The 24,215-nt window shown below is 69.3% G+C and carries 17 protein-coding genes and 1 pseudogene; 6 read left to right on the forward strand and 12 right to left on the reverse strand.

All coding sequences use genetic code 11. The features are described 5' to 3' along the window. The first annotated feature begins 12 nt into the window (after positions 1–12). The gene (gene rfbA / locus MSG_RS02645) at positions 13–879 is read left to right on the forward strand and encodes a glucose-1-phosphate thymidylyltransferase RfbA (RefSeq protein ID WP_096436853.1); all 867 of its coding nucleotides are present in this window, start codon (positions 13–15) and stop codon (positions 877–879) included. On the opposite strand, the gene MSG_RS02650 is transcribed toward rfbA, so the two are convergent. The 4 genes from MSG_RS02650 to iniR all read right to left on the reverse strand — a co-directional run bounded on the left by MSG_RS02650 (position 830) and on the right by iniR (position 8,837). Next, positions 830–2,101, reverse strand: a complete 1,272-nt coding sequence (locus MSG_RS02650) for a YibE/F family protein (RefSeq protein ID WP_096443970.1) — start codon at positions 2,099–2,101, stop codon at positions 830–832. The two genes, rfbA and MSG_RS02650, sit on opposite strands and share 50 nt — an antisense overlap. A gap of 31 nt (positions 2,102–2,132) precedes the next feature. Beyond that, positions 2,133–3,422, reverse strand: coding sequence for a pyridoxal phosphate-dependent aminotransferase (locus MSG_RS02655; protein WP_096436855.1), 1,290 nt, complete (start codon positions 3,420–3,422; stop codon positions 2,133–2,135). 30 nt (positions 3,423–3,452) lie between these two features. Then, complete coding sequence (locus MSG_RS02660) at positions 3,453–6,326, reverse strand: (Fe-S)-binding protein (protein ID WP_096436857.1); 2,874 nt, start codon at positions 6,324–6,326, stop codon at positions 3,453–3,455. A gap of 102 nt (positions 6,327–6,428) precedes the next feature. Next, positions 6,429–8,837: an isoniazid response ATPase/transcriptional regulator IniR gene (gene iniR / locus MSG_RS02665; protein WP_096443972.1), complete on the reverse strand. Its 2,409-nt coding sequence runs from the start codon at positions 8,835–8,837 to the stop codon at positions 6,429–6,431. Between the two features lie 185 nt (positions 8,838–9,022). Between iniR and MSG_RS02670 the strand changes: the two genes are divergently transcribed. The 4 genes and pseudogenes from MSG_RS02670 to iniC all read left to right on the forward strand — a co-directional run bounded on the left by MSG_RS02670 (position 9,023) and on the right by iniC (position 14,744). Then, entirely contained in the window at positions 9,023–9,562 is a 540-nt protein-coding gene (locus MSG_RS02670) for an Rv0340 family IniB-related protein (RefSeq protein WP_096443973.1), read from the forward strand. Positions 9,563–9,797: 235 nt separating this feature from the next. Next, positions 9,798–11,351, forward strand: a complete 1,554-nt coding sequence (locus tag MSG_RS02675; RefSeq protein WP_096436859.1) for an IniB N-terminal domain-containing protein — start codon at positions 9,798–9,800, stop codon at positions 11,349–11,351. 57 nt (positions 11,352–11,408) lie between these two features. Beyond that, positions 11,409–13,251 (forward strand): annotated as a pseudogene (locus MSG_RS02680) (dynamin family protein). After that, positions 13,248–14,744 (forward strand): isoniazid-induced dynamin-like GTPase IniC, encoded by a 1,497-nt coding sequence (gene iniC / locus MSG_RS02685; RefSeq protein WP_096436861.1) that lies wholly within the window; start codon positions 13,248–13,250, stop codon positions 14,742–14,744. The pseudogene MSG_RS02680 and the gene iniC overlap by 4 nt, the downstream one beginning before the upstream one ends. Here the strand turns inward: iniC and MSG_RS02690 are convergent. The 6 genes from MSG_RS02690 to MSG_RS02715 all read right to left on the reverse strand — a co-directional run bounded on the left by MSG_RS02690 (position 14,741) and on the right by MSG_RS02715 (position 20,677). Then, positions 14,741–16,411: an Hsp70 family protein gene (locus MSG_RS02690; protein ID WP_096436863.1), complete on the reverse strand. Its 1,671-nt coding sequence runs from the start codon at positions 16,409–16,411 to the stop codon at positions 14,741–14,743. The genes iniC and MSG_RS02690 overlap by 4 nt on opposite strands. Positions 16,412–16,467: 56 nt before the next feature. After that, positions 16,468–16,938, reverse strand: a complete 471-nt coding sequence (locus MSG_RS02695) for a superantigen-like protein SSL4 (RefSeq protein ID WP_096436865.1) — start codon at positions 16,936–16,938, stop codon at positions 16,468–16,470. A 97-nt stretch (positions 16,939–17,035) separates the two neighbouring features. After that, entirely contained in the window at positions 17,036–17,515 is a 480-nt protein-coding gene (locus tag MSG_RS25070; RefSeq protein ID WP_096436867.1) for a hypothetical protein, read from the reverse strand. 27 nt (positions 17,516–17,542) lie between these two features. Next, the gene (locus MSG_RS02705; protein ID WP_096436869.1) at positions 17,543–18,124 is read right to left on the reverse strand and encodes a hypothetical protein; all 582 of its coding nucleotides are present in this window, start codon (positions 18,122–18,124) and stop codon (positions 17,543–17,545) included. Between the two features lie 104 nt (positions 18,125–18,228). Further along, a complete protein-coding gene (locus tag MSG_RS02710) occupies positions 18,229–19,179 on the reverse strand; it encodes an amidohydrolase family protein (RefSeq protein ID WP_096436871.1) in 951 nt (316 codons plus the stop codon). 7 nt (positions 19,180–19,186) lie between these two features. Further along, on the reverse strand, positions 19,187–20,677 hold the full coding sequence (locus MSG_RS02715; protein ID WP_096436873.1) for an aldehyde dehydrogenase family protein: 1,491 nt from the start codon (positions 20,675–20,677) through the stop codon (positions 19,187–19,189). An 86-nt stretch (positions 20,678–20,763) separates the two neighbouring features. On the opposite strand from MSG_RS02715, the gene MSG_RS02720 reads away from it, so the two are divergent. After that, positions 20,764–21,705, forward strand: a complete 942-nt coding sequence (locus MSG_RS02720) for a LysR family transcriptional regulator (RefSeq protein WP_096436875.1) — start codon at positions 20,764–20,766, stop codon at positions 21,703–21,705. On the opposite strand, the gene MSG_RS02725 is transcribed toward MSG_RS02720, so the two are convergent. Both MSG_RS02725 and MSG_RS02730 read right to left on the reverse strand, forming a co-directional pair. After that, positions 21,659–22,801, reverse strand: coding sequence for a sulfotransferase family protein (locus tag MSG_RS02725; RefSeq protein WP_096436877.1), 1,143 nt, complete (start codon positions 22,799–22,801; stop codon positions 21,659–21,661). The genes MSG_RS02720 and MSG_RS02725 overlap by 47 nt on opposite strands. Further along, a complete protein-coding gene (locus MSG_RS02730) occupies positions 22,798–24,207 on the reverse strand; it encodes a cytochrome P450 (RefSeq protein ID WP_096436879.1) in 1,410 nt (469 codons plus the stop codon). The genes MSG_RS02725 and MSG_RS02730 overlap by 4 nt, the downstream gene beginning before the upstream one ends. Positions 24,208–24,215 lie beyond the last annotated feature (8 nt).

Below are 24,215 nucleotides of genomic sequence, written 5' to 3' on the forward strand. Positions count from 1 at the left end.
GGAGCCACACCCATGCGCGGAATCATCTTGGCCGGCGGGTCGGGCACCCGCCTGCATCCCATCACCATGGGCATCAGCAAGCAGTTGTTGCCGGTCTATGACAAACCGATGATCTACTACCCGCTGTCCACCCTGATGATGGCCGGCATTCGCGACATCCTGGTGATCACCACCCCGCACGACGCCGACGGCTTCACGCGACTGTTGGGCGACGGCTCGCAATTCGGCATCAACCTGAGCTATATCCAGCAGGAGAGCCCCAACGGCCTGGCGCAGGCTTTCGTCTTGGGGGAGCGTCACATCGCCAATGACTCGGTGGCTTTGGTGTTGGGGGACAACATCTTCTACGGACCCAGGCTTGGCACCAGCCTTCTTCGCTTCCAATCCATCAGCGGCGGAGCTATTTTCGCGTACTGGGTGGCCAACCCGTCGGCCTACGGTGTCGTCGAGTTCAGCCCCGACGGCCTGGCGCTGTCGCTGGAGGAGAAGCCGGCGACGCCGAAGTCCAATTACGCGGTACCCGGTCTTTATTTCTACGACAACGACGTGATCGAGGTCGCCAAGGGCCTTAAGCCCTCGGCGCGCGGCGAATACGAGATCACCGACGTGAACCGGATCTATCTCAACCGTGGGCGCCTGGCGGTCGAGGTGATGGCCCGCGGTACTGCCTGGCTGGACACCGGAACGTTCGACTCGCTACTCGATGCCAGCGACTTCGTCCGCACCCTGGAGAGGCGGCAAGGCCTGAAAGTCAGTGTGCCCGAAGAGGTTGCCTGGCGGCAGGGCTGGGTGAGCGACGAGGAGCTCGAGGCCCGAGCGCACACCATGATCAAGTCCGGCTATGGCGGCTATCTGCTGGAGCTGCTGGAACGGGGCTGACCCCGCCGGGTTTGGCGAGCACGGCGGCTATCCCCGTCGTCAACGGCACCGACAGAGCCAACCCGATGCCGCCCACCGCCGAGCGGACGATCTCGATGGCCACGCTCTCGCTCATCAACACATCGCCCAGCGAGCGGTTGGCGACGCTGAACAGCAACAGCAGCGGCAGCGAACTGCCCGCGTAGGCCAGCACCAGCGTGTAGACGGTGCTGGCGATGTGGTCGCGCCCGACCCGGATCGCGCTGACGAAGATGGCGCGCCGCGACGTGTCGGCGCCGACATGGGCCAGCTCGAAGACGGTCGACGCCTGCGTCACGGTCACGTCGTTGAGCACTCCGAGCGAGCCGATGATGAAGCCGGCCAGCAGCAGGCCGCTGATCGACACGCTGCCCAGGTATGCGCTGACCGTGGAGTTCTGCTCATCGGCGAGCCCGGTGAGATGAGTCAATTCGATTGCCGTCCAAGACAAGAGGGCTGCCAGTAGCAGCGATGACAACGTCCCGAGCAGGGCGGCGCTGGTCCGCAGGCTGACGCCGTGTGCCAGATAGATCACCGCATACAAGATCGCCGCCGACGCCACCAGTGCCACCGGGACCGCTGGGGCGCCCTCGCGCAGGGCCGGCAGCAGGAACACCACCAGCACCGCGAACGACACCAGGATGCCGACCAGCGCCAGCAACCCGCGCCAGCGGGCGACGGCCACGATCACGACGGCGAACACGATGGCGATCGCGACCAGCGACCAGCCACGCTCGAAGTCGTAGAACGCATAACTCGTGCCGCCCTCGGCGTCGACCTGCCGCGAGACGCGGATGTGGTCGCCCACCGCGAAATGTGGCTGGCCGGGTCCGGGGGAGGACTCCAGCAATGTGTTCGCGCCGGCGTTCGGCCCAGAGTCGATCGCGACCAGGGTCAGGATGCATCGTCCCGAGCCGGGCATGCCCGGCTGCGGCGCGTTGGTCAGCACCTGGTTGGCCGACGGGCTGCCGCAGTCGCCCAGCCCGCTGGACAGCACGTGCCCGCGCTGGGTGCTCACGGCCCCGCCGACGGCGTTCTGCAACGGCATCGGGATGTCGACGTGCTGGCGGCTCGGCCAGAGCAGCGCCGCGCCGGCGATCACGGCCACCCCGATCGCGACCAACAGCCCGACGACGATCTTGGCGGGCAGCGGTCCCAGCGGGGACGGGCCGGACGACAAGTTGTGCGAGTGTGCGTGGGTCACCCGCTCCACCGTAGAGGCGGAGCCTTGCCGCTTACTGTCGGTAGCCGGTCAGGAAGTTGCCCAGCCGGTCGATCGCGGCCGACAGGTCGCGCGCCCAGGGCAGCGTCACGAGGCGCAGGTGGTCCGGGGCGGGCCAGTTGAAGCCGGTGCCCTGGGTGACCAGAATCTTCTCCTGTAGCAGCAGGTCGAGGACGAGCTGCTCGTCGTCCTCGATGTCGTAGACCTCGGGATCCAACCGCGGGAAGGCGTAGAGCGCGCCGTCCGGCTTGACGCAGGACACCCCAGGAATCGCGTTGAGCTTGGTCCAGGCGATGTCGCGCTGCTCGAGCAGCCGGCCGCCGGGCAGGACCAGGTCTTCAATGCTCTGATGGCCGCCCAGGGCCACCTGGATCGCATGCTGCGCCGGGACGTTGGGGCACAGCCGCATGTTGGCCAGCAGGTTGATGCCCTCGATGAAGCTGCCGGCGTGGTCCTTGGGGCCGGTGATCGCCAGCCAGCCCGCGCGGTAGCCGGCGACGCGGTAGGCCTTCGACAGGCCGTTGAAGGTCAGACACAACATGTCGGGCGCCAGGCTCGCCAGGCTGATGTGCTTGGCCTCGCCGTAGAGGATCTTGTCGTAGATCTCGTCGGCCAGCAGCAGCAGCTGATGCTTGCGTGCCAGATCGACCATTTGCGTGAGGATTTCGCGGCTGTACACGGCGCCGGTGGGGTTGTTCGGGTTGATCACCACCAGCGCCTTGGTGCGCTCGGTGATCTTGGATTCCAAATCGGCGATGTCCGGCTGCCAACCCTGCGTCTCGTCGCACAGGTAGTGCACCGGAGTGCCGCCCGCCAGCGAGGTCGATGCCGTCCACAGCGGGTAGTCCGGGGAGGGGATCAGGACCTGATCGCCGTTGTCCAGCAGTGCCTGCAGCGTCATCGTGATCAGCTCGGAGACGCCGTTGCCCAGGTAGACGTCGTCGACGTCGAATCGCGGGAAGCCCTCGACCAGCTCGTAGCGGGTGACCACCGCTCGCCGGGCCGGCAGGATGCCCTGGGAGTCCGAGTAGCCCTGCGCATAGGGCAGCGCCTGGATCATGTCGCGCATGATCACGTCGGGCGCCTCGAAGCCGAACGGCGCCGGGTTGCCGATGTTCAGTTTGAGGATGCGGTGCCCCTCGGCCTCCAGGCGCGCGGCGTGCTGGTGCACCGGGCCGCGGATCTCGTACAGAACGTCCTGAAGCTTGGACGACTGCGCGAACGTCCGCTGCCGGTGATGGCCGGTCAGGTGCGCGGGCAGCTGGTGAGTGGTCACGTCACCTATGGTGCCACTGTTGTCCAGCGAGATTTGCTGACAGAACCCAATCTGTGATCAACGCTTGCCCGGCGGGCGCGCGCCGCGCGCGATCCCCAGGCCCTTCACGGGCGGCTGCTCGGCGGCCCCGTTGCCGCCGGATTGCTCCTTCGACTCCGGTTTCGCCTCGGCTTCCGGTTTCGCTTCCGGTTGCTCGGCGGACGGGGCCGCGGGGGCTTCGGCCTTAGCTGCGGGCGCGGCGGGGGTCGCCTTCTTGGCGCCGGGGCGCTTGGCCCCGGCGGTGATGCCCAGCCCCTTGACCGGCGCGGCGGGCGTGGCCGGTGCGCCGGCCGTCTTCGGTGTCTCCGCCTCGGTCGCGGGGGCCTGCGCGGGCGCTGCCGGTGCCGCCTTCTTGGCGCCGGGCCGCTTGGCGCCGCCGGCGATGCCGAGGCCTTTCACCGGCGCGGCCGGCGCCTTGGCTTCGCCGGCGTCCGCGGTCTCGGCGGCGGGTTCGGCCGCCTTCTTGGCACCCGGCTTCCTGGCGCCACCGGCGATCCCCAGCCCCTTGACGGGGGCGGCGGTCGCCGCGGGCTGCGCGGGAGCCTCCTCGGCTTCTTCCGCGGCCGCCTCGACGGGTGCCTCCGCGGTTGCCGTCGCGACCGCAGCCTTCGGCGTGGCCTCTTCGGCCTTGGCGGCCCGCTGTTCGGCTTCCTTTGCGGCCGCGCCCTTTTCGGGCAGCGTCGCCTTGTCGTAGTCGAGGGACGCGAGCAGGACCTGCGACACGTCGAGCACCTCGGCGGTGTGGCCGGCCTCCTCGGACCGGTCGTTGACGCCGTCGGTGACCATCACCCGGCAGAACGGGCAGCCGGTGGCGATGGTCGCGGCGTTGGTGGCCAGCGCTTCGTCCACCCGTTCGTGGTTGATCCGCTTGCCGATGTGCTCTTCCATCCACATCCGGGCGCCGCCAGCGCCGCAGCAGAAGCTGCGCTCGGCGTGTCGCGGCATCTCGGTGAGCCTGGCCCCCGTGGCGCCGATCAGCTCACGCGGCGCCTCGTACACCTTGTTGTGCCGGCCCAGGTAACACGGGTCGTGGTAGGTGATGTCCTGCGAGACCGACGTGACCGGCACCAGCTTCTTGTCGCGCACCAGCCGGTTCAGCAGCTGGGTGTGGTGCAGCACCGAGTAGCTGGCGCCCAATTGCCGGTATTCGCGGCCCAGCGTGTTGAAGCAGTGCGGGCAGCTGACCACGATCTTGCGGTCGACGGTCTCGACGCCCTCGAACAGCCCGTCCAACGTCTCGACGGCCTGGGCGGCCAGTTGCTGGAACAGGAACTCGTTGCCCGAGCGGCGGGCCGAGTCGCCGTTACAGGATTCGCCGGTGCCCAGCACCAGGAACTTCACCCCGGCCACGGCGAGCAGTTCGGCAACGGCCTTGGTGGTCTTCTTGGCTTTGTCGTCGTAGGCGCCCGCGCAGCCCACCCAGAACAGGTACTCGAAGCCGTCGAAGCTGTCGACGTCCTCGCCGTAGACCGGGACGTCGAAGTCGACCTCACTGATCCAGTTGGTTCGGTCGGCCGCGTTCTGCCCCCACGGGTTGCCCTTGGTTTCCAGATTCTTGAACAGCGTGGACAGCTCGGTGGGGAACTCCGACTCCATCATCACCTGGTAGCGGCGCATATCGATGATGTGGTCGACGTGTTCGATGTCCACCGGGCACTGCTCCACGCAGGCGCCGCAGGACACGCAGGACCACAGCACGTCGGGATCGATGACGCCGCCCTGCTCGGCCGTGCCGACCAGCGGGCGGGTCGCCTGGGCCGGCCCGGACCCGGTGATCCGGCCGAAGCCCGACTCCGGCACATGGTGCTCCTCGGCGTGCTTTTCGCCGGCCAAGTCCTCGGCGACCCCGCCCTCAGGGGTGCTCTCCAGCGGAGTTTCCTTGTCGCCCAGGATGTATGGCGCCTTGGCCATCCAGTGGTCGCGCAGGTCCATGATGACGAGCTTGGGCGACAGCGGCTTGCCGGTGTTCCATGCGGGGCATTGCGACTGGCAGCGCCCGCACTCGGTGCAGGTGGCGAAGTCGAGCATGCCCTTCCAGCTGAAGTCCTCGATCTTGCCGCGGCCGAACACGGCGTCGTCGGCGGGATCTTCGAAATCGATCGGCTTACCGCCGGACTCGACCGGCAGCAGCGGGCCCAGGCCGTCGGGCAGCCGCTTGAACGTGACGTTGATGGGCGCCAGGAAGATGTGCAGGTGCTTGGAGTGCAGCACGATCAGCAGGAAGATCAGCGCCACGGCGATGTGGGCGAGCAGCGCGAAGGTTTCGATCCACTCGTTGGCGGTGGTGCCCAGCGGCTGCATCAGCGCGCCCATGGCGTGCGAGAAGAACGCGCCTTTGCCGTACTGGAAGTTTCCGGTGACCACCGACGCGCCGCGGAAGATCGCGAAGCTGATGATGACCAGGGAGATCATGAACAGGATCAGCCAGGCGCCACCGGTGTGCGAACCGTAGAAGCGGGATTGGCGACCGTATTCCTTCGGCTCGCTGCGCAACCGGATGATCGCGAAGGTGATGATGCCGGCCAGCACGGCCAGGGCGATGAAGTCCTGCAGGAAACCCAGCGCGTCCCAGCGGCCGACGATCGGGATGTGGAAGTTGGGCTGGAACAGGGTGCCGTATGCCTCGATGTAGACCGTGATGAGGATGAAGAAGCCCCACATGGTGAAGAAGTGGGCGAGGCCGGGCACCGACCACTTCAGCAGCTTGCGCTGACCGAATACCTCGGAGACCTGCGCCCAAATCCGGGCGCCGACGTCGTCGGTCCGTCCGCTTGCCGGCTGGCCGGACATGACCAGCCGGTACAGCCACCAGACCCGCTTCAGTGCCAACAAGACCACGACCGCGGTCAAGCCGAGCCCCAACACCAGTCTGATGAGCGTCTGCGTGGTCACAGCAGGTCTCTCCCCAATGCGTCGTCACGGAACGAAAATTCGTTCGATCTTTGCCCTGCTCATAGTGACATCTGTGCGGCTTAGGACGCGAGAAAGGCTGCCCTAACTGCCGGGCTCCAGCATGGCGCGCAGCATCGACAGCATCTCCGATCGAGACCCGGCCCCGAGCCGCCGCCGGATCCGGGCGACGTGGTGCTCGACGGTCTTCGCCGAGATGAACAGCTGCGCGCCGATGTCCCGATACGGCATGCCCAGCAGCAGCAGCTCGGCGACTTCGCGTTCGCGATCCGACAGCGGCGACCCGGCCGGCGGCTGGTGCGAAGCCGCCGCCGTGGCACCCTGCGGCTCGTCCCCGGGCGGCTCGACGGGAAGGTCGCCGGGCGCCGCCCCCAACTTGAGATCGCGGGCCAGTTGCAGCATGGCGCCCGACACCCGCCCGTCCGACGTCTGCAGGGCGGCCTGACCGGCCAGCCGGGTCGCGTCGGAGGTGAGTCCGACCTGCGACAGCGCCCGGGCCGCCGCGGTGACCTCGTCGTCGTTGACCTGGTCGCCCAGCACCCGCAGCCAGGTCCGGCCGGCCGCGGACAGCGCCCGCGCCAGGCTGCTATCACCCGCCGCCGCGGCCAGGGCTTGCCCGTGCGGCGCGACGGATTCCGGCGAGTTGGCCAGGATGCTCGCGTGCACCCCCGACCAGTGCAGCGGTATCGACCACAAGGCCGGGCTGCCCAGCGATTCCAGCAACCCGAAGGCGTGGTCCAGGTGGTGGCGCAGCTGGTCGGCCCGCCGCATCCGGGCGCCTGCGACCCACAGCTCGCCCAGGGGCAGCAGCGCGCACAGGTCGATGGAGTACTCGGCGAGCACGTCCATGGCCGCGTACCAGTACTTCTGTAGGGCGCCGGCGTCGCCGCTGCGACGCGCGATCGCGGTCTGCAGCGCCGCCGCCCATAACGCGTCGCGCGGGTGCAGGTCGGCGGTGCCGACGGCGCCGGCGTCCGCGCTGGCCGACGGCAGTTGCCCGTCGTGCATCTTGATCCAGCCGGACAACAGGATGTGCCGGGCATCGAAGAGCGCGACACCGCGGGCCCGCAGGGCGCGGCCGATCACGCTGCGGGCCCGGACCGGATCGCCGGCGTGGATCGCGGCCAGGGTGACCAGCGCGGCCGGGCTGTCCGGGAGCGCGTGCGGCATCGGCTGGTCGGCCGCGATCGCCTGGCCGAGGCGTGCCATTGCCGCCGGGTAGGGCCGATCCATCGTCAGCAGCAGGCCCTCGGCGAGAGCGCGCGAGGTGCGTGCGGCGGTGGTCGGCGGATCGGCGTTCGCCGGCTCCAGGGCGGCGCGGGCGGCCGCCAGGTCGCCGGTCGCGGCGAAGGTGACGGCCGCGGCCGCGCCGACGATCGCGTCTGGGTGCGGGCCCAGCCAGCCGAACAATTCTGCGGCCTGGCTCGCGGCGCCGTCGTGGGCGGCGACGCTGGCAGCGACGCGCACCGCGGCGGCGCGCTCCGCGAAATCGCTGGAGCCGAGCAGCCTGTCGGTCAACGCCGCCGCGGCCGCGCAGTCTCCGGCGAGCGCCAGGGCGTCGGCGAGGTGCGCGGTCAGGCCTTCGGCGCCGGCATCGACCGCGGCCCGGTACAGCCGCGCGGCCCGGGCATCCTCGCCGCCCGCGGCTGCGGCGTGTCCGGCGAGGATGCCGGCCAGCCGCTCGTCGCGCAGGCCGTGTTCGGCGAGCCGCAGCGCGAGGCCGGGCGACATGGCCGAGAGGTCGAGCTGTGAGCGCACCAACGCGGTCTCGACGTCGCGGTGGTGGGCGTTGCCGGCGAGCTGGGCGAGCGCCCCGTGCAGCAGGTGCAGGAATTCCGGGCCGTGTGAAGGCTCGGCGAGCCCCGCGGCGCGAGCTCGGTCGACCCACTGGTGTGCCTGCGTCGCCGAGACGCCCAGCGCGGCGGCCACGTCGGCGGCGCCGAGCTCGTGGCTGAGCGACATCAGCAGCAGGGTGTCCAGCGTGCGGTCGTCGAGCCGCCGCAGGCGTTCGATCAGCGCGAACCTCGCTGCCTGCGCCGGGGGTGTCGCCACGTCGGCGGTCGCGTGCACCAGGAACGGGACGCCCCCGGTGCAGTCCCGGAGTTGCCCGGTGACCGGCAGCGGACCCAGCGCGATGCGCGGCCGCTCGCGTTCGATGGCCACGGCCAGGTCCCGAAGCTGCTCCCGGGGCTCGGCGGCCACCACGACGGTCGCCCCGGCGTCGGCGACGCGCTCGGCCAGCGCGCGCAAGTCGGGCTCGCTCAGCAGGTGGGCGTCGTCGACGGCCACCGCCGCGTCGGGGGGATCGCCCGCCCGGGGCGGACGTGCGAGGACCGTGAGCCCGGCCGCGCGCAGTACCTCGCGCGCGGCCGCCAGAGCGGTGCTCTTGCCCGTGCCGATACCGCCGGTGATCAGGACTTTCGCCGGGATTGCCGCGACCGCGCGGACGGCCTCCCGAGTGCCCGGTAACGCCTCGGCAGACGGCTCGGAAATCGGGCGGCTCGCCACCCCCGTAACGCTACCGTTCCCCTAATGGGGCATCCCCTAATGGCGCGGCGAGTCCGGTGGGTTTCGCACCGATCTCACGGGCGGCCGCAGCCGATAGCATCGTGATAGTCGCCTGGGGCTTCGCGCGGGGCCCGGACGTGGCCGCACCGGCGACGCGAGGAGGTGTGCGGGTGGCAAACTCGTTGCTCGATTTCGTCATCGCGCTGGTGCGCGACCCCGATGCCGCGGCGCGCTACGCCGCGAACCCCGCGCAGTCGATCGCCGACGCTCACCTTACCAATGTGACCAGCGCCGACGTCAACAATCTGATCCCGATGGTGTCCGATTCGCTGTCGATGTCCGGCTCCGGAATCGCCGGCGCGGGAGCGCCGGTCGCCGACCACGGCAACGTGTGGGCGAGCGGTGCGGCCGCGGCCGCACTCGACGCATTCACGCCGCAGGTGCCCGCCGCGCCGACCGACCCGCACCCTTCTCAGGGCGGGGTGATCAGCCAACCGCCCACCCAGCCGCCTGCGCCGGCGGCGGGGTACCCGCACCCGCTGGACCTCGAGTCGCAGGGGCCATCCCCGCTGCTTACGGGCGCGGATGTGTCCGATCCCGCAGTGCATCACGGCGGGCTGCCGGCCGACGATCCGGGTATTTGGGCTCACCCGGGCCCGCGCCCGCATCCCGCCGACCCCGATCACCACGATTTCGGCATCCACGGCTGAATCCATCTTCCGAATCACCTGCTGAAGTGCGCAAATGCCGCACATCCGGGGGCGTTACGGACCCCTAGGAACGGTCTGAAAATCCCCTAATCCCCTAACCGGATGGCGCGGACGATCCCGGGGAGGTCCCGATCAGCTGGGGGATCGCGCCCCGATTCCACGGGACCGCGAGATCCATAGCGTAGGTAACGGACGCCGGTCAGCCCGGCGCGGGAGATTTCGGAGGGAACCGATCATGAACGAGCTGATCCAGTACATCCTGGGCCTGTTTACCAACCCGGCGGCCGCGCAGGCGTTCGTGTCCGGCCCTAACCAGGCCATGATCGACAACGGCCTGGTCAACGTGGCGCCCGACGAGTTCTCGTCCGCCGTGGCCAGCGCGATGCCCGGCGTGGACCTCGGCCCCGGCGACCCGATCGGCGGTCTGCAGCAAGTGCTCACGGACCAGTACGGCTTCGACCAGGGCTATGCCGGCTACGACGCGGGCTACGGCGGGTACGGCGGCGGATACGACGCGGGCTACGGGCCCGTCGTGGATGGCGTGGGCGCAGTTCTCGGTACCGGCGATGCCATCGCGGGTGATGTGGCCGGCGGACTCGTCGGAGCCGTCGATGCCGGCCTGTACGGCGGAGCGGGCGGGTTCTTCGGACCGGTTGGACCCGGGTTCGGCTGGCAACCGGGATGGGGAGCATTTGGTCCAGGAACCGGTGACTGCGGTCCCGGTTACGGGCCCGGCTGGTACGGGCACCGGCCGGGATGGGGGGAACCGCGGCCGGGCTGGGGTGAACCGCGACCAGGCTGGGACGGGTACCGGTCAGGTTGGGGCGAATTCCGGCCCGGTTGCGGCCCAGGCACCGGCGATTGTGGGCCCGGTTGGGGTCGGCCGGGCTTTGGTGTTGGTGAGCGCGTCGGCTTCGTTGGCGGCGCCGGACTCGGTGGCGTGAATGGCGCTGCCGGTCTTGGCGGCCAGGCGGCCCTGGGTGCGGGTTCTGCCGGCAATGTCGGCGGGCTCGCTGGCGGCAATGCGGCGCTGGGTGCCAGCGCGAGCGGTCAGGTGGGGTTGATCGCTAGCGAAGGTGCCGCGCTGAACGGCGCCGCCACCCCGCATGTGGCGGGGCCGCTAGGCGGTGTCGGTGTCGGCGGTCAAGCCGGCGTCGGTGCCGCGGGCGGCGCTGGCCTGGGCCTCGGGGGTGAACGCGGCATCGCCTCGGTTGGTGGCAACACCGCGTTCGGCGGCCACGCCACGGCCCAATCCGGCACCCCGGCCCTGGCGGGCGGGGCCGGACTGGGCGGTCACGCCGGTGGCGGTGCCGCCGGCGGAGTCGGGCCGGGCGGGCAGGCCGCCGGTGGTTCTCTGGGTGCCGGCGCGGGCGGCGGAGTTCACGGCGGCGGCATCCTCGGCCAAGAGAGCGCGGCCCTCGGCGGCGGCGGCACGGTCGGCGGTGGTGCGGGAGTCACCGCCCCGCACAGCCCGGGTGCCCTGGGCGGCGCGGGCCCGGTCATCCAGGGCGGGGCCGGTGCCGGCGGCACCGTCGGCGGCCACGCAGGTATCCCGTCGAGCCCCGGACCCGTCAACCACGGCGGCGGCACACCCGTAATCCAGCAGCCGCAGGTGCATTCGCCGGCCCCGGTCGAGCACGCACCGGCGCCGGTGCAGCATTCGCCCGCGCCGGTTCAACACGCGCCGGCCCCGGTCGAGCACGCGCCCGCCCCGGCGTCGCACAGCCCGTCGGTGTTCGAGGGCACGCCGCACGCGCCCGCGCCGGTGCACGCCGGCCCGCATGGGTGAGATGGATCCGCTGAGCGCCTACCGTGATCACATCGCCGCGAGAAGTGGAGTAGCACGGTGACTCAGCCCCAGGATCCGCGACGGGTCGGTGTGATCGTCGAGCTGATCGACCACACGGTCGCGATCGCCGAGCTCAACGATCGCGACGACCTTGCGCAGCGACTGGCTCGGGCCCGCCGGCGCATCACCGATCCGCAGATCCGGGTGGTGATCGCCGGCCAGCTCAAGCAGGGCAAGAGTCAACTGCTCAACTCGCTGCTGAACCTGCCGGTCGCCCGGGTGGGCGACGACGAGGCCACCGTGGTGGTCACGGTCGTCGGCTACGGCGACCCGCCGTCGGCGCGGCTGGTGGTCGCGTCCGGACCCGACGGCGAGACCGTCGCCGTCGACATCCCGATCGACGACATCAACACCGATCTGCGCGGGGCGCCGCAGGCCGGCGGCCGGGAGGTGCTGCGCGTCGAAATCGGCGCGCCCAGCCCGCTTCTGCAGGGCGGGCTGGCGTTCATCGACACCCCCGGCGTCGGCGGCCACGGGCAGCCGCACCTGTCGGCGACGCTGGGACTGCTGCCCGACGCCGACGCGCTGATCATGGTCAGCGACACCAGCCAGGAGCTGACCGAACCCGAGATGTGGTTCCTGCGGCAGGCACACCGGATCTGCCCGGTGTCGGTGCTGGCGGCCACCAAGACCGACCTGTATGCGCATTGGCGCGACGTCGTCGACGCCAACGCCGGATACCTGCAGCGCGCCGGGGGTGTCGATTCCCATCGTGGCGGTCTCGTCGCTGCTGCGCAGCTACGCCGTCTCCAGCAACGACCAAGAGCTCAACGAGGAATCCAATTTCCCGGCGATCGTCAAATTCCTCAGCGAGCGGGTGCTGTCGCGCGAGACCGATCGAGTCCGCGACATGGTGCTTGGTGAAATACGTTCGGCGGCAGAGCAATTGACGATGTCGGTGGGCTCCGAGCTGGCGGTTGTCAACGATCCGGGGCTGCGTGACCGGATCACCGACGACCTGGAGCGGCGCAAGCGCGAAGCGCTGGGCGCGCTGGAGCAGACCGCGTTGTGGCAGCAGGTGCTCAACGACGGGTTCACCGACCTGAGCACCGACGTCGACCATGACATGCGGGCCCGGTTCCGGTCGCTGACCGAGGACATCGAGCGCCAGATCGATTCCTGTGACCCGACGCGGCACTGGGCCGAGATCGGTGCCGACGTGGAAGACGCGGTCGCTACCGCCGTCGGCGACAATTTCGTGTGGGCCTACCAACGTGCCGAGGCGCTCGCGGACGACGTCGCGAACTCCTTCGCCGACGCGGGTCTGGATTCGGTGGTACTGCCCGCGCTGAGCCCGCACGAGATGGGCGGCGATTTCGGCGGTCTCAACTCACTGGCCCAGCTGGACGCCAAGCCGGCCGGCAAGGGACAGAAAGTGGTGACCGGCCTGCGCGGTTCGTACGGCGGCGTGGTGATGATCGGCATGCTCTCCTCGGTGGCCGGGCTCGGCCTGTTCAACCCGCTGTCGGTGGGGGCGGGACTGCTGCTTGGCCGGATGGCCTACAAGGAGGACAAGGAGAACCGGTTGCTGCGGGCGCGCGCGGAGGCGAAGACCAACGTGCGGCGTTTCGTCGACGACGTGTCCTTCGTGGTGGGCAAGGAATCTCGGGACCGGCTCAAGCTGATCCACCGCGCCCTGCGCGACCACTACCGCGGCATCGCCAACGAAATCACCCGGTCGCTCAACGAATCGCTGCAATCCACCGTCGCCGCGGCGCACGTCGAAGAGGCCGAACGCGACAACACGGTCCGCGAACTCGAGCGGCAGTTGAATATCCTGAACCAGGTCACCGACAATGTGGACAAACTGACGCCGAAGGTGACCGTAGGACGGGTGTGAGCACAAGCGATCGGGTCCGCGCAATCCTGGGCGGGACCATCGAGGCCTATCGAGGGGAGCCGGCGTTCCGGCAGCGGCCCGAAGTCTTCTACGAGCTGGACCGCATCGGCGCCCGTCTCAACGAGCCCGTCCGCATCGCGCTGGCCGGCACGCTCAAGGCCGGAAAGTCCACCCTGGTCAATGCGTTGGTGGGCCAGGACATCGCCCCCACGGATGCCACCGAGGCCACCCGGATCGTGACCTGGTTTCGCCACGGGCCGACTCCGCGGGTCACCGCAAACCATTGGGGCGGAAGGCATTCCAACGTTCCGATCAGCCATGACGGCGGACTGTCCTTCGACTTGCGGGCGCTCGATCCGGCCGACGTGGCCGATCTGGACGTCCAGTGGCCCGCCGAGGAGCTTGTGGACGCCACGCTCATCGACACGCCCGGGACGTCGTCGCTGACGCGCGATGCGTCCGAGCGCACCCTGCGCCTGCTGGTGCCCGGCGATGGCGTGCCGCGCGTGGACGCGGTGGTGTTCCTGCTGCGCACGCTCAACGCCGCCGACATCGCGCTGCTCAAACAGATCGGCCAGCTCGTCGGCGGGTCGGCGGGCGCGCTGGGCATCATCGGGGTGGCCTCGCGGGCCGACGAGATCGGCGCCGGGCGCATCGATGCGATGCTGTCGGCGGCCGACGTGGCAAAGCGGTTCACCAGTGAGATGAATCAGACCGGCATCTGCCAAGCGGTGGTGCCGGTATCCGGATTGCTGGCGTTGACCGCGCGCACGTTGCGCCAAGGCGAGTTCATGGCGTTGCAAAAACTCGCCGGCTCCGACCCCGCCGAACTCGGCAAGGCCCTGCTCAGCGCGGATCGCTTCGCGCGCACCAACGATCGGCTACCGGTGGACGCGGCGACCCGCGCCGATCTCCTCGAACGGTTCGGCATGTTCGGCCTCCGGATTTCGATCGCCGTGCTGGTCGCCGGCGTCGGCGATGCGGCGGCCCTGGCCGACGAACTGCTCGAGCGCAGCGGGCTGGTGGCGTTGCGCGACGTCATCGACCAGCAGTTCGCCCAGCGCTCCGACATGCTCAAGGCGCACACGGCGCTGGTGTCGTTACGCAGGTTCGTCGAGGCGTTTCCGATCGTGGCGACACCGTACGTGATCGCCGACATCGCCCCCCTGCTCGCCGACACCCATGCCTTCGAGGAGCTCCGGCTTCTCAGTCAATTACATTCGCGCACGACGACATTGAATGAGGAAGAGATCGTCTCGTTGCGCCGTATCATCGGCGGTTCAGGCACCCTGCCGGCCAGCAGGCTGGGCTTGAGCGTCGACGATCCGGACGCCGCGGCGCACGAGGGCCCGCGCGCCGCCTTCGCCGCCGCGCAACGCTGGCGGCGGCGCGCGGAGCATCCGCTCAACGACCCGTTCACCACCCGCGCCTGTCGTGCCGCGGTCCGCAGCGCCGAGGCGATGGTCGCCGACTTCACCGTCCAGCCGCGCTAGAAGCGCCACCGCGGGAACAACCGGGGCCTGTCTCGCGTGGGCGGGGATTCGGTGGTGGTGATCGTAGGCACGGTCGTGGTCACCGGCGGCTGTGTCGTCGTGACGGGAGGCGGTGTCGTCGTCACCGGCGCCTCCGTGGTGGTGGTGGTCGTCGACGGTGGTGGCGGCGCGGTCGTCACGGTCGTCACGGTCTCGGTGGGCGTGTCGGTGACGGTCACGGTTTGCGGCGATGGCGGGGGCAACGGGGGCGGCGCCGGCGTCGACCGGGTGGGTGGGGGAGCTGGTGGGGTCTCCGGGTGGTCGAGAGTCAGTGCCAGCACCACGCCCAGCAGCAACAGCGCCACCGCCGCGCCGACCACGCTCAGCACCAGCACCGTGCGCTTGTACCACGGCAGGCGCCCCACCTCGGCGGCGTAGCGATTGTCCTCCGGATCGTCGAAACCCATTGCCTCCCGGGCATATTGACCGCTGTGCTCCGGGCCGGTGTAGGGAACCGGCTCGTCGGCCTCGGGGTCTTCCGACCAGGCCAGCGGGTGCTCCTCCTCGATCCGCGCACCGGGGATGGCCTGGGTCATGTCGAGTGGGGCGGCGCGTGCCAGCTGCGTCGGGTTGTCCAGGACCGGACCCGCTGCGGGGCTCGCCGGGGGCTGCTGCTCACCGATCAGCGCCGCCCCGGCGGCGGCGCACAGCGCCGGCGCGGCCGCAGTGAGGACCGGCACACCGAGTCTTGCCGGAATCCGGCCGGCGAGCAGCGGAATCGCGGCGCCGCCGCCGACGGTCGCCACCGCTGCCAGTTTGTCCCTCGGAATGTCGTTGCGCTGCAACACTTGTTCTACCGTGGCGAGGAATCGGTCCAGGGGCTCGGAGATGAGCTCCTCGAAGTCGTTGCGGGACACCTCGACATCCTCACCGGCGCCCAAAGCGACGGTGGCCACCTCGTCGGTCGACAGCCGCTCTTTGGCGCGCCGGCACTGGTCGAGCCCGCGGGCCAGCGAACCCATCCGGGTGGTGCTGGCGAGGCCGCCGGTGGTGTCGGGGCTCGCGACGTCGTCGCGCACGTGGTTCAGGATCAGCTGATCGATCGCGTCGCCGGAGAATTCGGTGTAGCGCACCGACGGGCCGATCTGCGCACCGGCCGATCCGGCGTTGGCCAGCGTCACGGTCGTGCCGCCGGCACCGAAGTCGCACAGCGCGACGACGCCCTCGGCGGGGAAGCCCGGCTCGGCGCGCAGCGCCTCGAGCGCGGCCGTCGCATCGGAGATCAGCGTCGGCGGTGCACCGTCGGACGTCAGCCCGGGTTGGGCAAAGAACTCCTCGCGCAGCTCGTCGGCCTGCTCGTCGGACCAATACGCCGGTACCGCGATGGTGATCGGCGTGCCGTAGCCGACGGTGCGTGCCATCACCTCCAGAGCCTCGACCGTCAGCGCGTCACCGAGGTACTTCGTCCCGTCGGACGCCACCAACGGCGTGCGGTCCCCGACCCGTTCGACGAAGCCCCGTATCAGCAGTCCGGATTCGGCCAGGTTCGAATGTTCTTCCGGCAGGCCGACTTCGGAGGGCTGGTCATCGAAGAGGGTCAGCACGGACCGACGGGCCACCGGGTTGCTGCCGGCGCGCGCTGCGACCAGGTTGGCCACCCCGATCGACAACCCGAGCGACTCGCTCATCTCGCATACCCCTACTGGTGACTGTGGATCTCGTGAGTCTAGGTGGGCGAGGAGTGCTACAGGCCCGGGGGCAAGGTGATCTCGGTGGGCAGGCCGGGCAGCGCCGGCAACGTGATCACCGACGGCAGCGGGGGCAGCGGGAACGCCCCGGGCGACGAGGGGCTGCCGGTGGTGAGTGGCGGCACGGTGTCGGCGGCCGTGGTCGAAGGGGCCGGAATCTCCGTGGTGGCGGTCGGGGTCGTCTGCTGGAACGTCCGACGTTGGGTGGGCGGGGGCACCGGCGCGGCGCTGGACGACGGCGTCGTCGCCGGGGTGGTGATCGTGATCGCCGGCTCCTGCGGCGCGCTTCCGTGCGCGAGTTGGATGATGCCCCAGACGATCAGCGCGACCAGGACCGCGATGAGGATGCCCCACCCGGCCAACGCAAGTGGCGTGCGCCAACCCGGAATCGGCTCCTCGGGTTCGCACTCCTCGGACCACGCGGTCGGGTCGGTGACGCCGTAGTCGGGCGGCGCGAGCCTTGCCATGGTTGCTGAGCGTATCGGTGCCCGTCCCACCTGCTCGGTAGCCACCCCCGCGGCTACCGAGCAGCAGCCAAACGTTGACCTGATCGCAACCAAACCGTTAGGGCAATTGCGGCACGGTCGTGGGCAGCCACGACGGCCAGTGATGCCGGTGTGTGGGCTGTTGTTGGGTCGGCTGGCGGGTCGGCTGTTCCGACGACGGCACGACGGCCTCGGTGCTGGTCGACGTCGTGGTGCTGGTCGCCGGTGGTGTCGTGGTGGTCGTGGTCGTGGTCGTGGTTGAGGTTGTGGTGGTCGTCGGCGTGCGGCTGGTCGTCGACGTGGTGCTGGGGGTGGTACCGGTGCCCTGGTCGTGCACCAGCTGGAGGATCCCGTAGACGATCAGCGCGACCAGGATCAGGACGGACAGGGCCCAGATGAGAAGCCCCGCGGGCCTGCGGTACCACGGGGCGGGTTCGGGCTCGTCGCCGAGCGGTTCCAGGGCAGGCTCCGGCTCTTGCGGGGGTGGTTGCGGTCCAGCCGCATTGGCGTGCCGGGTCACCTGGTTGTTGAAATCGTCCGGTGGTCCGTTGGGTGGCACGGCACCGATCGTACTGAACCCGAGCGCCTAGAACGTGGTGACCTTCTCGACGCTGACGAACATGCCGTGACCGGTGCGGTCGTTACTGAACCTGGTGCCGGCCTCGGTGGCGTCGATGGTCCAGCCCTGTGCGCCGTATTTCTTGTAGTCGATGGTGACGGCCGGGATGGCGCCCAGGTTGCCCAGCACCCACTGCACCGAGCCGCCCGCGCTGATGCTGACGCCGTTGGCGTGCTCGCCGTCCTGCATCGGGGAGTTGGTGAAGGGCGCCTCGCATCCGACGGTGTCGTTGTTGATCTGGCAGCGGGTGATGCCGGACTTGGTCTCGATGAACACGTACCCGTTCTGGTCCGGCGGCAGGGGTATGGCGCCGGCCGGCGTGGTCGGCCCGACGGGCGCCGGGTTGGGGTTGGTGGGCGTCGTCGGGGGCAGCGCCGTGGCGCTGGGCCGCGGCGTCGGAAAGGTGGGCTCGGTCGGGCCGGCTCCCGGCGCGGCGATCGGCTTTCCGTCGATTTTCGAGCTGCAGCCAGAAACCAGCACCGGGCTGGCCAGCGCGAGCAACAGCGAACCACCGGCCAGACCTCGTCGTGCATTCTGCGATAACCGCACGCGTTGCTCCCCGCAAATCTCCGAATACCAGGGGCCAGGGTACGCAGCTACCGGCCGAAGTTGCTGGCGCGACGCGGTTTTGAAATAGCGCCGATAGTAAAGTGTTACCGGCCGAGCAACTTTTCGGCGTTGCGGTGGCTGATCGCGGCCCGGTCGTCGTCGGACAGCGGCAGGTGGTCCAGGAAGGCGCGGGCGGCCTTCATCGATCCGAACGGGTAGTCGGCCGAAAACGCCACGCGCTCAATGCCGACGTGGGCGACCAGGTTGGCATAGGTTGCCTCGTCGTTGAAGTTGGCGAAGGTGTAGTACAGGTTGTGCCGCAGGTAGGCGCTCACGGGATGGCGCAGTCCCGTCAGTTCGGGCCGCAGCGTGGCGTCGAAGCGCGGCAGCATGAACGACGTCCCTTCGCCCATGTGCCCAATGATGATTCGCAACCCGGGGTAGCGGTCGAACACGCCGCCGAGAATCAGCCGCAACACATGCGTGGCGGTGTTGATGTGCCAGCCCCAGCCCACCGTCGCCAGCGCGAAGGTGACCTCGTCCGAGAAGCCCGCGTAGCTGGACTCGATCACGCCCGCGGGTGGGATCGTGGGATGCAGGTAGATCGGAACGTTCAGTGCCGCCGCGCGGCCGAGCACCGGATCGAAAAGCGGGTCGTCCAGGTAGCGACCCTGGCTGTGCCCGTTGATGACCGCGCCGACGAACCCGAGTTCGTGAATTGCCCGCTGCAGCTCGTCGGCCGCGGTGTCGGGCGCGCTGATCGGCACGGTCGCGAAGCCGGCCAGCCGGCCGGGGTACCGCGCCACCGCCGCCGCCAACTCGTTGTTGCAATCACGCGCCAGCGCAATAGCTTCCGGGCCGTCCAACTGCTCGACACCGGGAGCGGCCAGCGAGAGCACCGCGAGGTCGACCCCCGCGTCGTCCATCGCCGCGATGCGACCGTCGCCGAGGTCGGAGATCGGCTCGATCACCCCCGCGCGGGCCGTCAGCCAGCGGCCCGGCCCGTCCAGGAAGGCCGTTGTGGCGTAATGCTCTTCGAGCGCGACCGTCCGCATCCGGGTGTTACCCCTCCAGCACCCGGGTGGCAGCCGACCAGTAAGCCAACTCATCGGGCCGTGCGGGCAACCGGATTGTCTTGGTGTACCCGTATTCCGCCAGCGTCTCCTGGGCGTGTTCGCGCCCGAATCCGCTGTGGCCGACCCCGCCGAACCCGGTGCCGACCGATATCCGCTGGTAGTTGTTGACGAAGACGGCTCCGGCACGGATCTGCCGGCTGACGCGCAGCGCCCGGTCGCTATTGCGGGTGTACACCGCGGCCACGAGCCCGAAGGGGGTGCTGTTGGCGATTCGCACCGCCTCGTCATCGTCGCCGAACCGGAGCGCGGTGACCACCGGGCCGAAGATCTCCTCGCGGGCCACCCGCATGCGCGGGGTCACGTCGGTCAGCACCGTCGGTGCGACGTAGAAGCCGGCGGTTAACCGTGGATCGTCGGGCAGGGGCGCCTGGGCCGCGACGCGGGCGCCCTCGGCCACGCCGATCTTGAGGTAGTTCAGGACCTGTTGCTGTTGGCCGCGGGTCACCAAGGGCCCCACGTCGGTGCGCGGGTCGACGCCATCGCCCACCCGCAGCCGGGTCACCGCCGCGCACAGCCTTTCGGTGAATTCCTCATAGACTTTGTCCTGCAACAGGATTCGTGATGCAGCGGTGCAGGCCTCGCCTTGGTTGAAAAAGTCGCCGTCGACGGCGGCCAGTAGTGCCTCGCGCAGATTCGCGTCATCGAACACCAGCAGCGGGTTCTTGCCGCCCAGCTCCATCAACGCCGGCGTGAGGTTGTTCGCCGCGGTGTGCAACACCGCCGCGCCGGTCTTGGGGGAGCCGGTGAACGAGACCTTGCCCACCAGTCGATGCCCGGCCAGCGCCGCGCCCACGTCGCCCCGCCCGGGCACCGCGTGCACCACGCGCTCGGGCAGCACGGACTGCATCAGTTCGACCATGCGAAGCACCACCGACGGCGCCTGTTCCGGCGGTTTGAGCACGACGGCGTTGCCGACGGCCAGCGCCGGGGCGACCTTGCCGGCGGTGTGGATGGGCGGCCAGTTGAACGGCACGATGCCCGCGATCACCCCGTAGGGTTCCAGCGTGGTGACGTCCAGCACCGGACCGTAGTCGCGGGCCTGGCTCGGCAGCGCCTCCACCGCGCCCGCGAAATACTCGAAGATCGAGATCGCCATTTCGACGTCGAAGGTGCGTGCCTGGGTGATCGGCTTGCCCATTTCCAGCGATTCGAGCTCGGCGATTTCGTCCGCGTGCGCGCGGATGACCTCGGCGATCCTGCGCAGGTAGGCGCCGCGCTCCCGCGCCGGGCGCAATTTCCAGCGCAGGTGGGCGAGGTGGGCCTTGCGCACCGCCTGGTCGACTTCGACCGGTCCGGCGCCTTGCACGACGGCGATGGTCTGGCCGTTGGCGGGGTTCTCCACCACGAACTGGTCGTCGGTGGACGCGGAGGACCAGCGAGTTCGGGTGCGTGTCAAGGGAAACGTCTGCTGCGTCATACTGCGCTCGACGCTACGGTGACCTGCGCAATCAGGTCCAACGACAGCTTTTGATGGATACCAGCAGCTGAGGTGATAATGGCTGCGTGGAGCTGCGCCACCTCGAGTACTTCCTCGCCGTCGCCGAGAATCGGAGCTTCACCGCAGCCGCGAAGCGCCTGCACGTCGTCCAGTCCGGGGTGTCCGCGACCATCAAGGCGCTGGAACGCGAACTCGATGCGGAGTTGTTCGTCCGGGGTCCGGGGGGCGTGGCCCTGACCCCCGCCGGCGAGGAGCTGCGACCGCGTGCCCGCGAGACCCTGGACGCCGCCCGCGCGGCCAAAGATGCCGTCAACGCCACCCGCGGCTCCATTCGCGGCACGGTCACGCTCGGTACCTTGACGAGTATCAACGTCATCGACCTGCCCACGCTGCTGGTCGAGCTGCATGACCGGCATCCCGACGTGGTGGTGCACCTGCGCGCCGCCGCCGCCGGATCGGACGGACTGCTGCGGCAACTGCGCGACGGCGACCTCGACGCCGCCTTTTTGGTCTTCACCGGCCCGCCGCCCGTCGATCTGCAGGCCCGGCTCATCGCGGCCGTCCCGCTGCTTCTGGTCGTTCCCGCCGAACATGAACTGGCCCATCGTGATTCGGTGCGGCTGACTGACCTGGCCGGAATGTCGTTCGTGGACAGCCCGCCCGGGTATGGCACCCGGACCGTGATCGACAACGCCTTTGCCGCTGCGGGCATCCAGCGGACCGTCGCAGTGGAGGTCGCCGACCTGGGCACGGCCGCCAGGTACATCCGAAATCGGTTGGGCATCGGACTGTTGAGCTGGCCCATCCTCGACGACACCGACGATTCCGGCCTGGCCACCGTCCGCATCGCCGATTACGACCTGCAATGGCGGCTGTTCGTGACGACGTCGGCCCTGCGGCCGCCCGGCGCGGCCACCCGCGCCCTGCTCGCGCTGATCGAGGAAAAGGCCTATCCGCTGGCTACCGCCGCACCTCATGTGCCGTGCGATAACCGTAACGATCGATGAGTTGGCCCCAGTTCTCGTCGACCGTCGCGCGCTGTTCGGCCGTCAGCTCGTAGCTGTTGGTTCGGTAGTTCACGTGCTCGGCGAGATACTGGCGCAGGCGCGGCAGGTAGCGGTCGAACTCGCCTAGGCCCAGGTGCTCGTAGAGGCGACGCAGCTGCTCCTCGGGATCGGCGATCAAGTCCTCGTAACGCAGTTCGTGAAAGCGGGACGGGTCAACGAGTTTGCGCCCCTCATCGACCTTGCGGTACAGGTCGACGTAGGTCGCCAGCACCCTTTCGTCCAGGCCCTCGAACCTCGGCCGCTGCAGGCTGTGCACCCGCGACAGCGACTTGAGCAGATGGATGCTGGACGGATACACGACATACGGGTCGCGCACGATGTGGATGAACTTCGCCTGCGGAAAAACGTCCAGCAGCACCCTGATTCGGAAGCTGTGGTTGGGATTCTTCAGGACCACGGTCTTGCGGTGGCGGTAGTACAGCTGCTGAACGAAGCGCAGCAACGGCCGCTGCCATGCCGCCAGTTCGTCCGGGGTCAGCTCTTCGAGATCCAGGTACCGCTCGTGCTCGGGCGGCCGGTTCGGAAACGCCAGCGTCAGGTAGGGAGACGGCTGGCCCTGCATGATCCAGACGAATTCGTCTTCCTGCGGATGGTTCAGGCTCGAGTCCATGTTGTCCATGGCCCGATGCTTAGACACCATGAACCCTGCCAGCGGCGCGAACCGTTCGGTAAGCAGAAAATGTTGCGGTGCAACGCATTCAAATCCCGTCGGCCCGACGAAGCGATCGTCGAGCACCAGCATTTCGTGCAGCAGCGTGGTGCCGGTACGCCAATGTCCGATGACGAAGATGGGCGGCTCGGCGATCACGGTGTCGGCCACTCGCCTGCCGAACACGGCCTTCTGCAGCAAGCCCAGGGCCGAATTGACAACGCTGACAAACGTATACAACACGACGTAGTGCCAGCGGCTCGGATGCACGGCGAACCGGTTGCGGATCAGCAGCCGCGACCAGGCCGAGAAGTTGCAGCCGATCCATACCGGTGCCGCCCACTCGCGCCACCGGGATAACAGCGACGCCCAGCGGCGCGTCGTCATCGCACGGGCGACAGGCTCGGCGCGGCTACCCGGGGCGCGACGGCGACCCGCAGTCGGGCCAGGCCGCGCAGGTTGGCGTTCGTCGTCCACGCCGGGGGCTCGATCACGTCGATGCGGCCGATGTTGGCAACGATCTCGCGCAGTACCGCCTGGCCCTCCATCCGGGCCAGGTGCGCGCCCGGACACCCGTGGATGCCGGTGCCGAACGCTAGATGCCCGGCCGGATTGCGGTCGACGCGAAAGACATCCGGATCCTCGAATTGCCGCGGGTCGCGGTTGGCCGCACCCCAGGCCAACAGCACCAGCGAGCCGGCCGGGATGACCACCTCACCCACGCGGTAGTCGGCGCGCGTGGTCCGGCAGATGTTTTGCACCGGCGACATCAGGCGGAGTTGTTCCTCGATCGCCGGTCCGATCAGCTCCGGTCGCTGCGCGAGCAGCTCAAGCTGATCCGGATGGTTGGCTAGCGTCAGGAACAGGGTGCTGATCATGTTGGCGCTGGTCTCGAAGCCGGCGACCATGAGCAGCACCGCGAACAGCGACAATTCGCTGTCGCTCAGCCGCCCCTGTTCGGCGTGCGCGGCCAGCCGGCCAAGGACGGTGGCGTCGCGCAGCGTCCCGTTATCGCGCCGATGGGTGAACAGTGCGCGCAGGCGCCGGAATCCCGTGATGCCCTGCACCAGCGAGACCAGGCCCGGCACCGAGAAATTGACGTCGGTGATGCGGATGGCCTGGCTGGACAGCTTGCGGAACGCCTCTACGTCGGCGCCGGCGACGCCGAGCACGTTGGTGATCGTGCGCATCGTCATCGGAGTGGCCACGGTGGCGACGACGTCTGCGGTCGTCTTGGTCAGCAGGTTGCCGACCACCTCTTGGGCGAGCCGTTCGACCAACGGGCGCCAGGACTCCAGCGCGCTGCGTGTCATGCCCGGCGACAGCTGCTTGCGCATCCGCGTGTGCTCCGGCTGGTCGGAGGTGGGCAGAAAGGGCGGCGACCCCTGGGAGAACGTGACTCCGCGGGCGCTGGAGAGCACCTCGTGGTCGCGCGCGGCCGCCCGGACGTCGGCGTAACGACTCAGGATGTAGGCGTCGCGCCGGGGGTTGTAATGCACTCGCTCGCCCGCCAGGAGCTCCCGGTAGTACGGGTACGGGTCGGCGGCGATCGCGGGGTCCAAGGGGTCGAAAGCGGTGAGCTGTACGTGTCTATCTGCGTGCGCGCCGGCCAGCTTCGTCCGGGCTTTTTTGGCGGTGGTGAGCGCGAGAACCTTGGCGACCATCGGCGCGGAAACCCGGGCCAGCTGCGCGTCGCGCTTCATCGTTGTTGCAGGTCCAGCCGTTGCGCTGGACCTGTACGGACAGCAAGGTTCCCCGTCCTGTGCTGCCGCGGATTGCCGCATAGCGGTCATCTGCTGCG

The organism is Mycobacterium shigaense (assembly GCF_002356315.1).
Classification (GTDB): Bacteria; Actinomycetota; Actinomycetes; order Mycobacteriales; family Mycobacteriaceae; genus Mycobacterium; species Mycobacterium shigaense.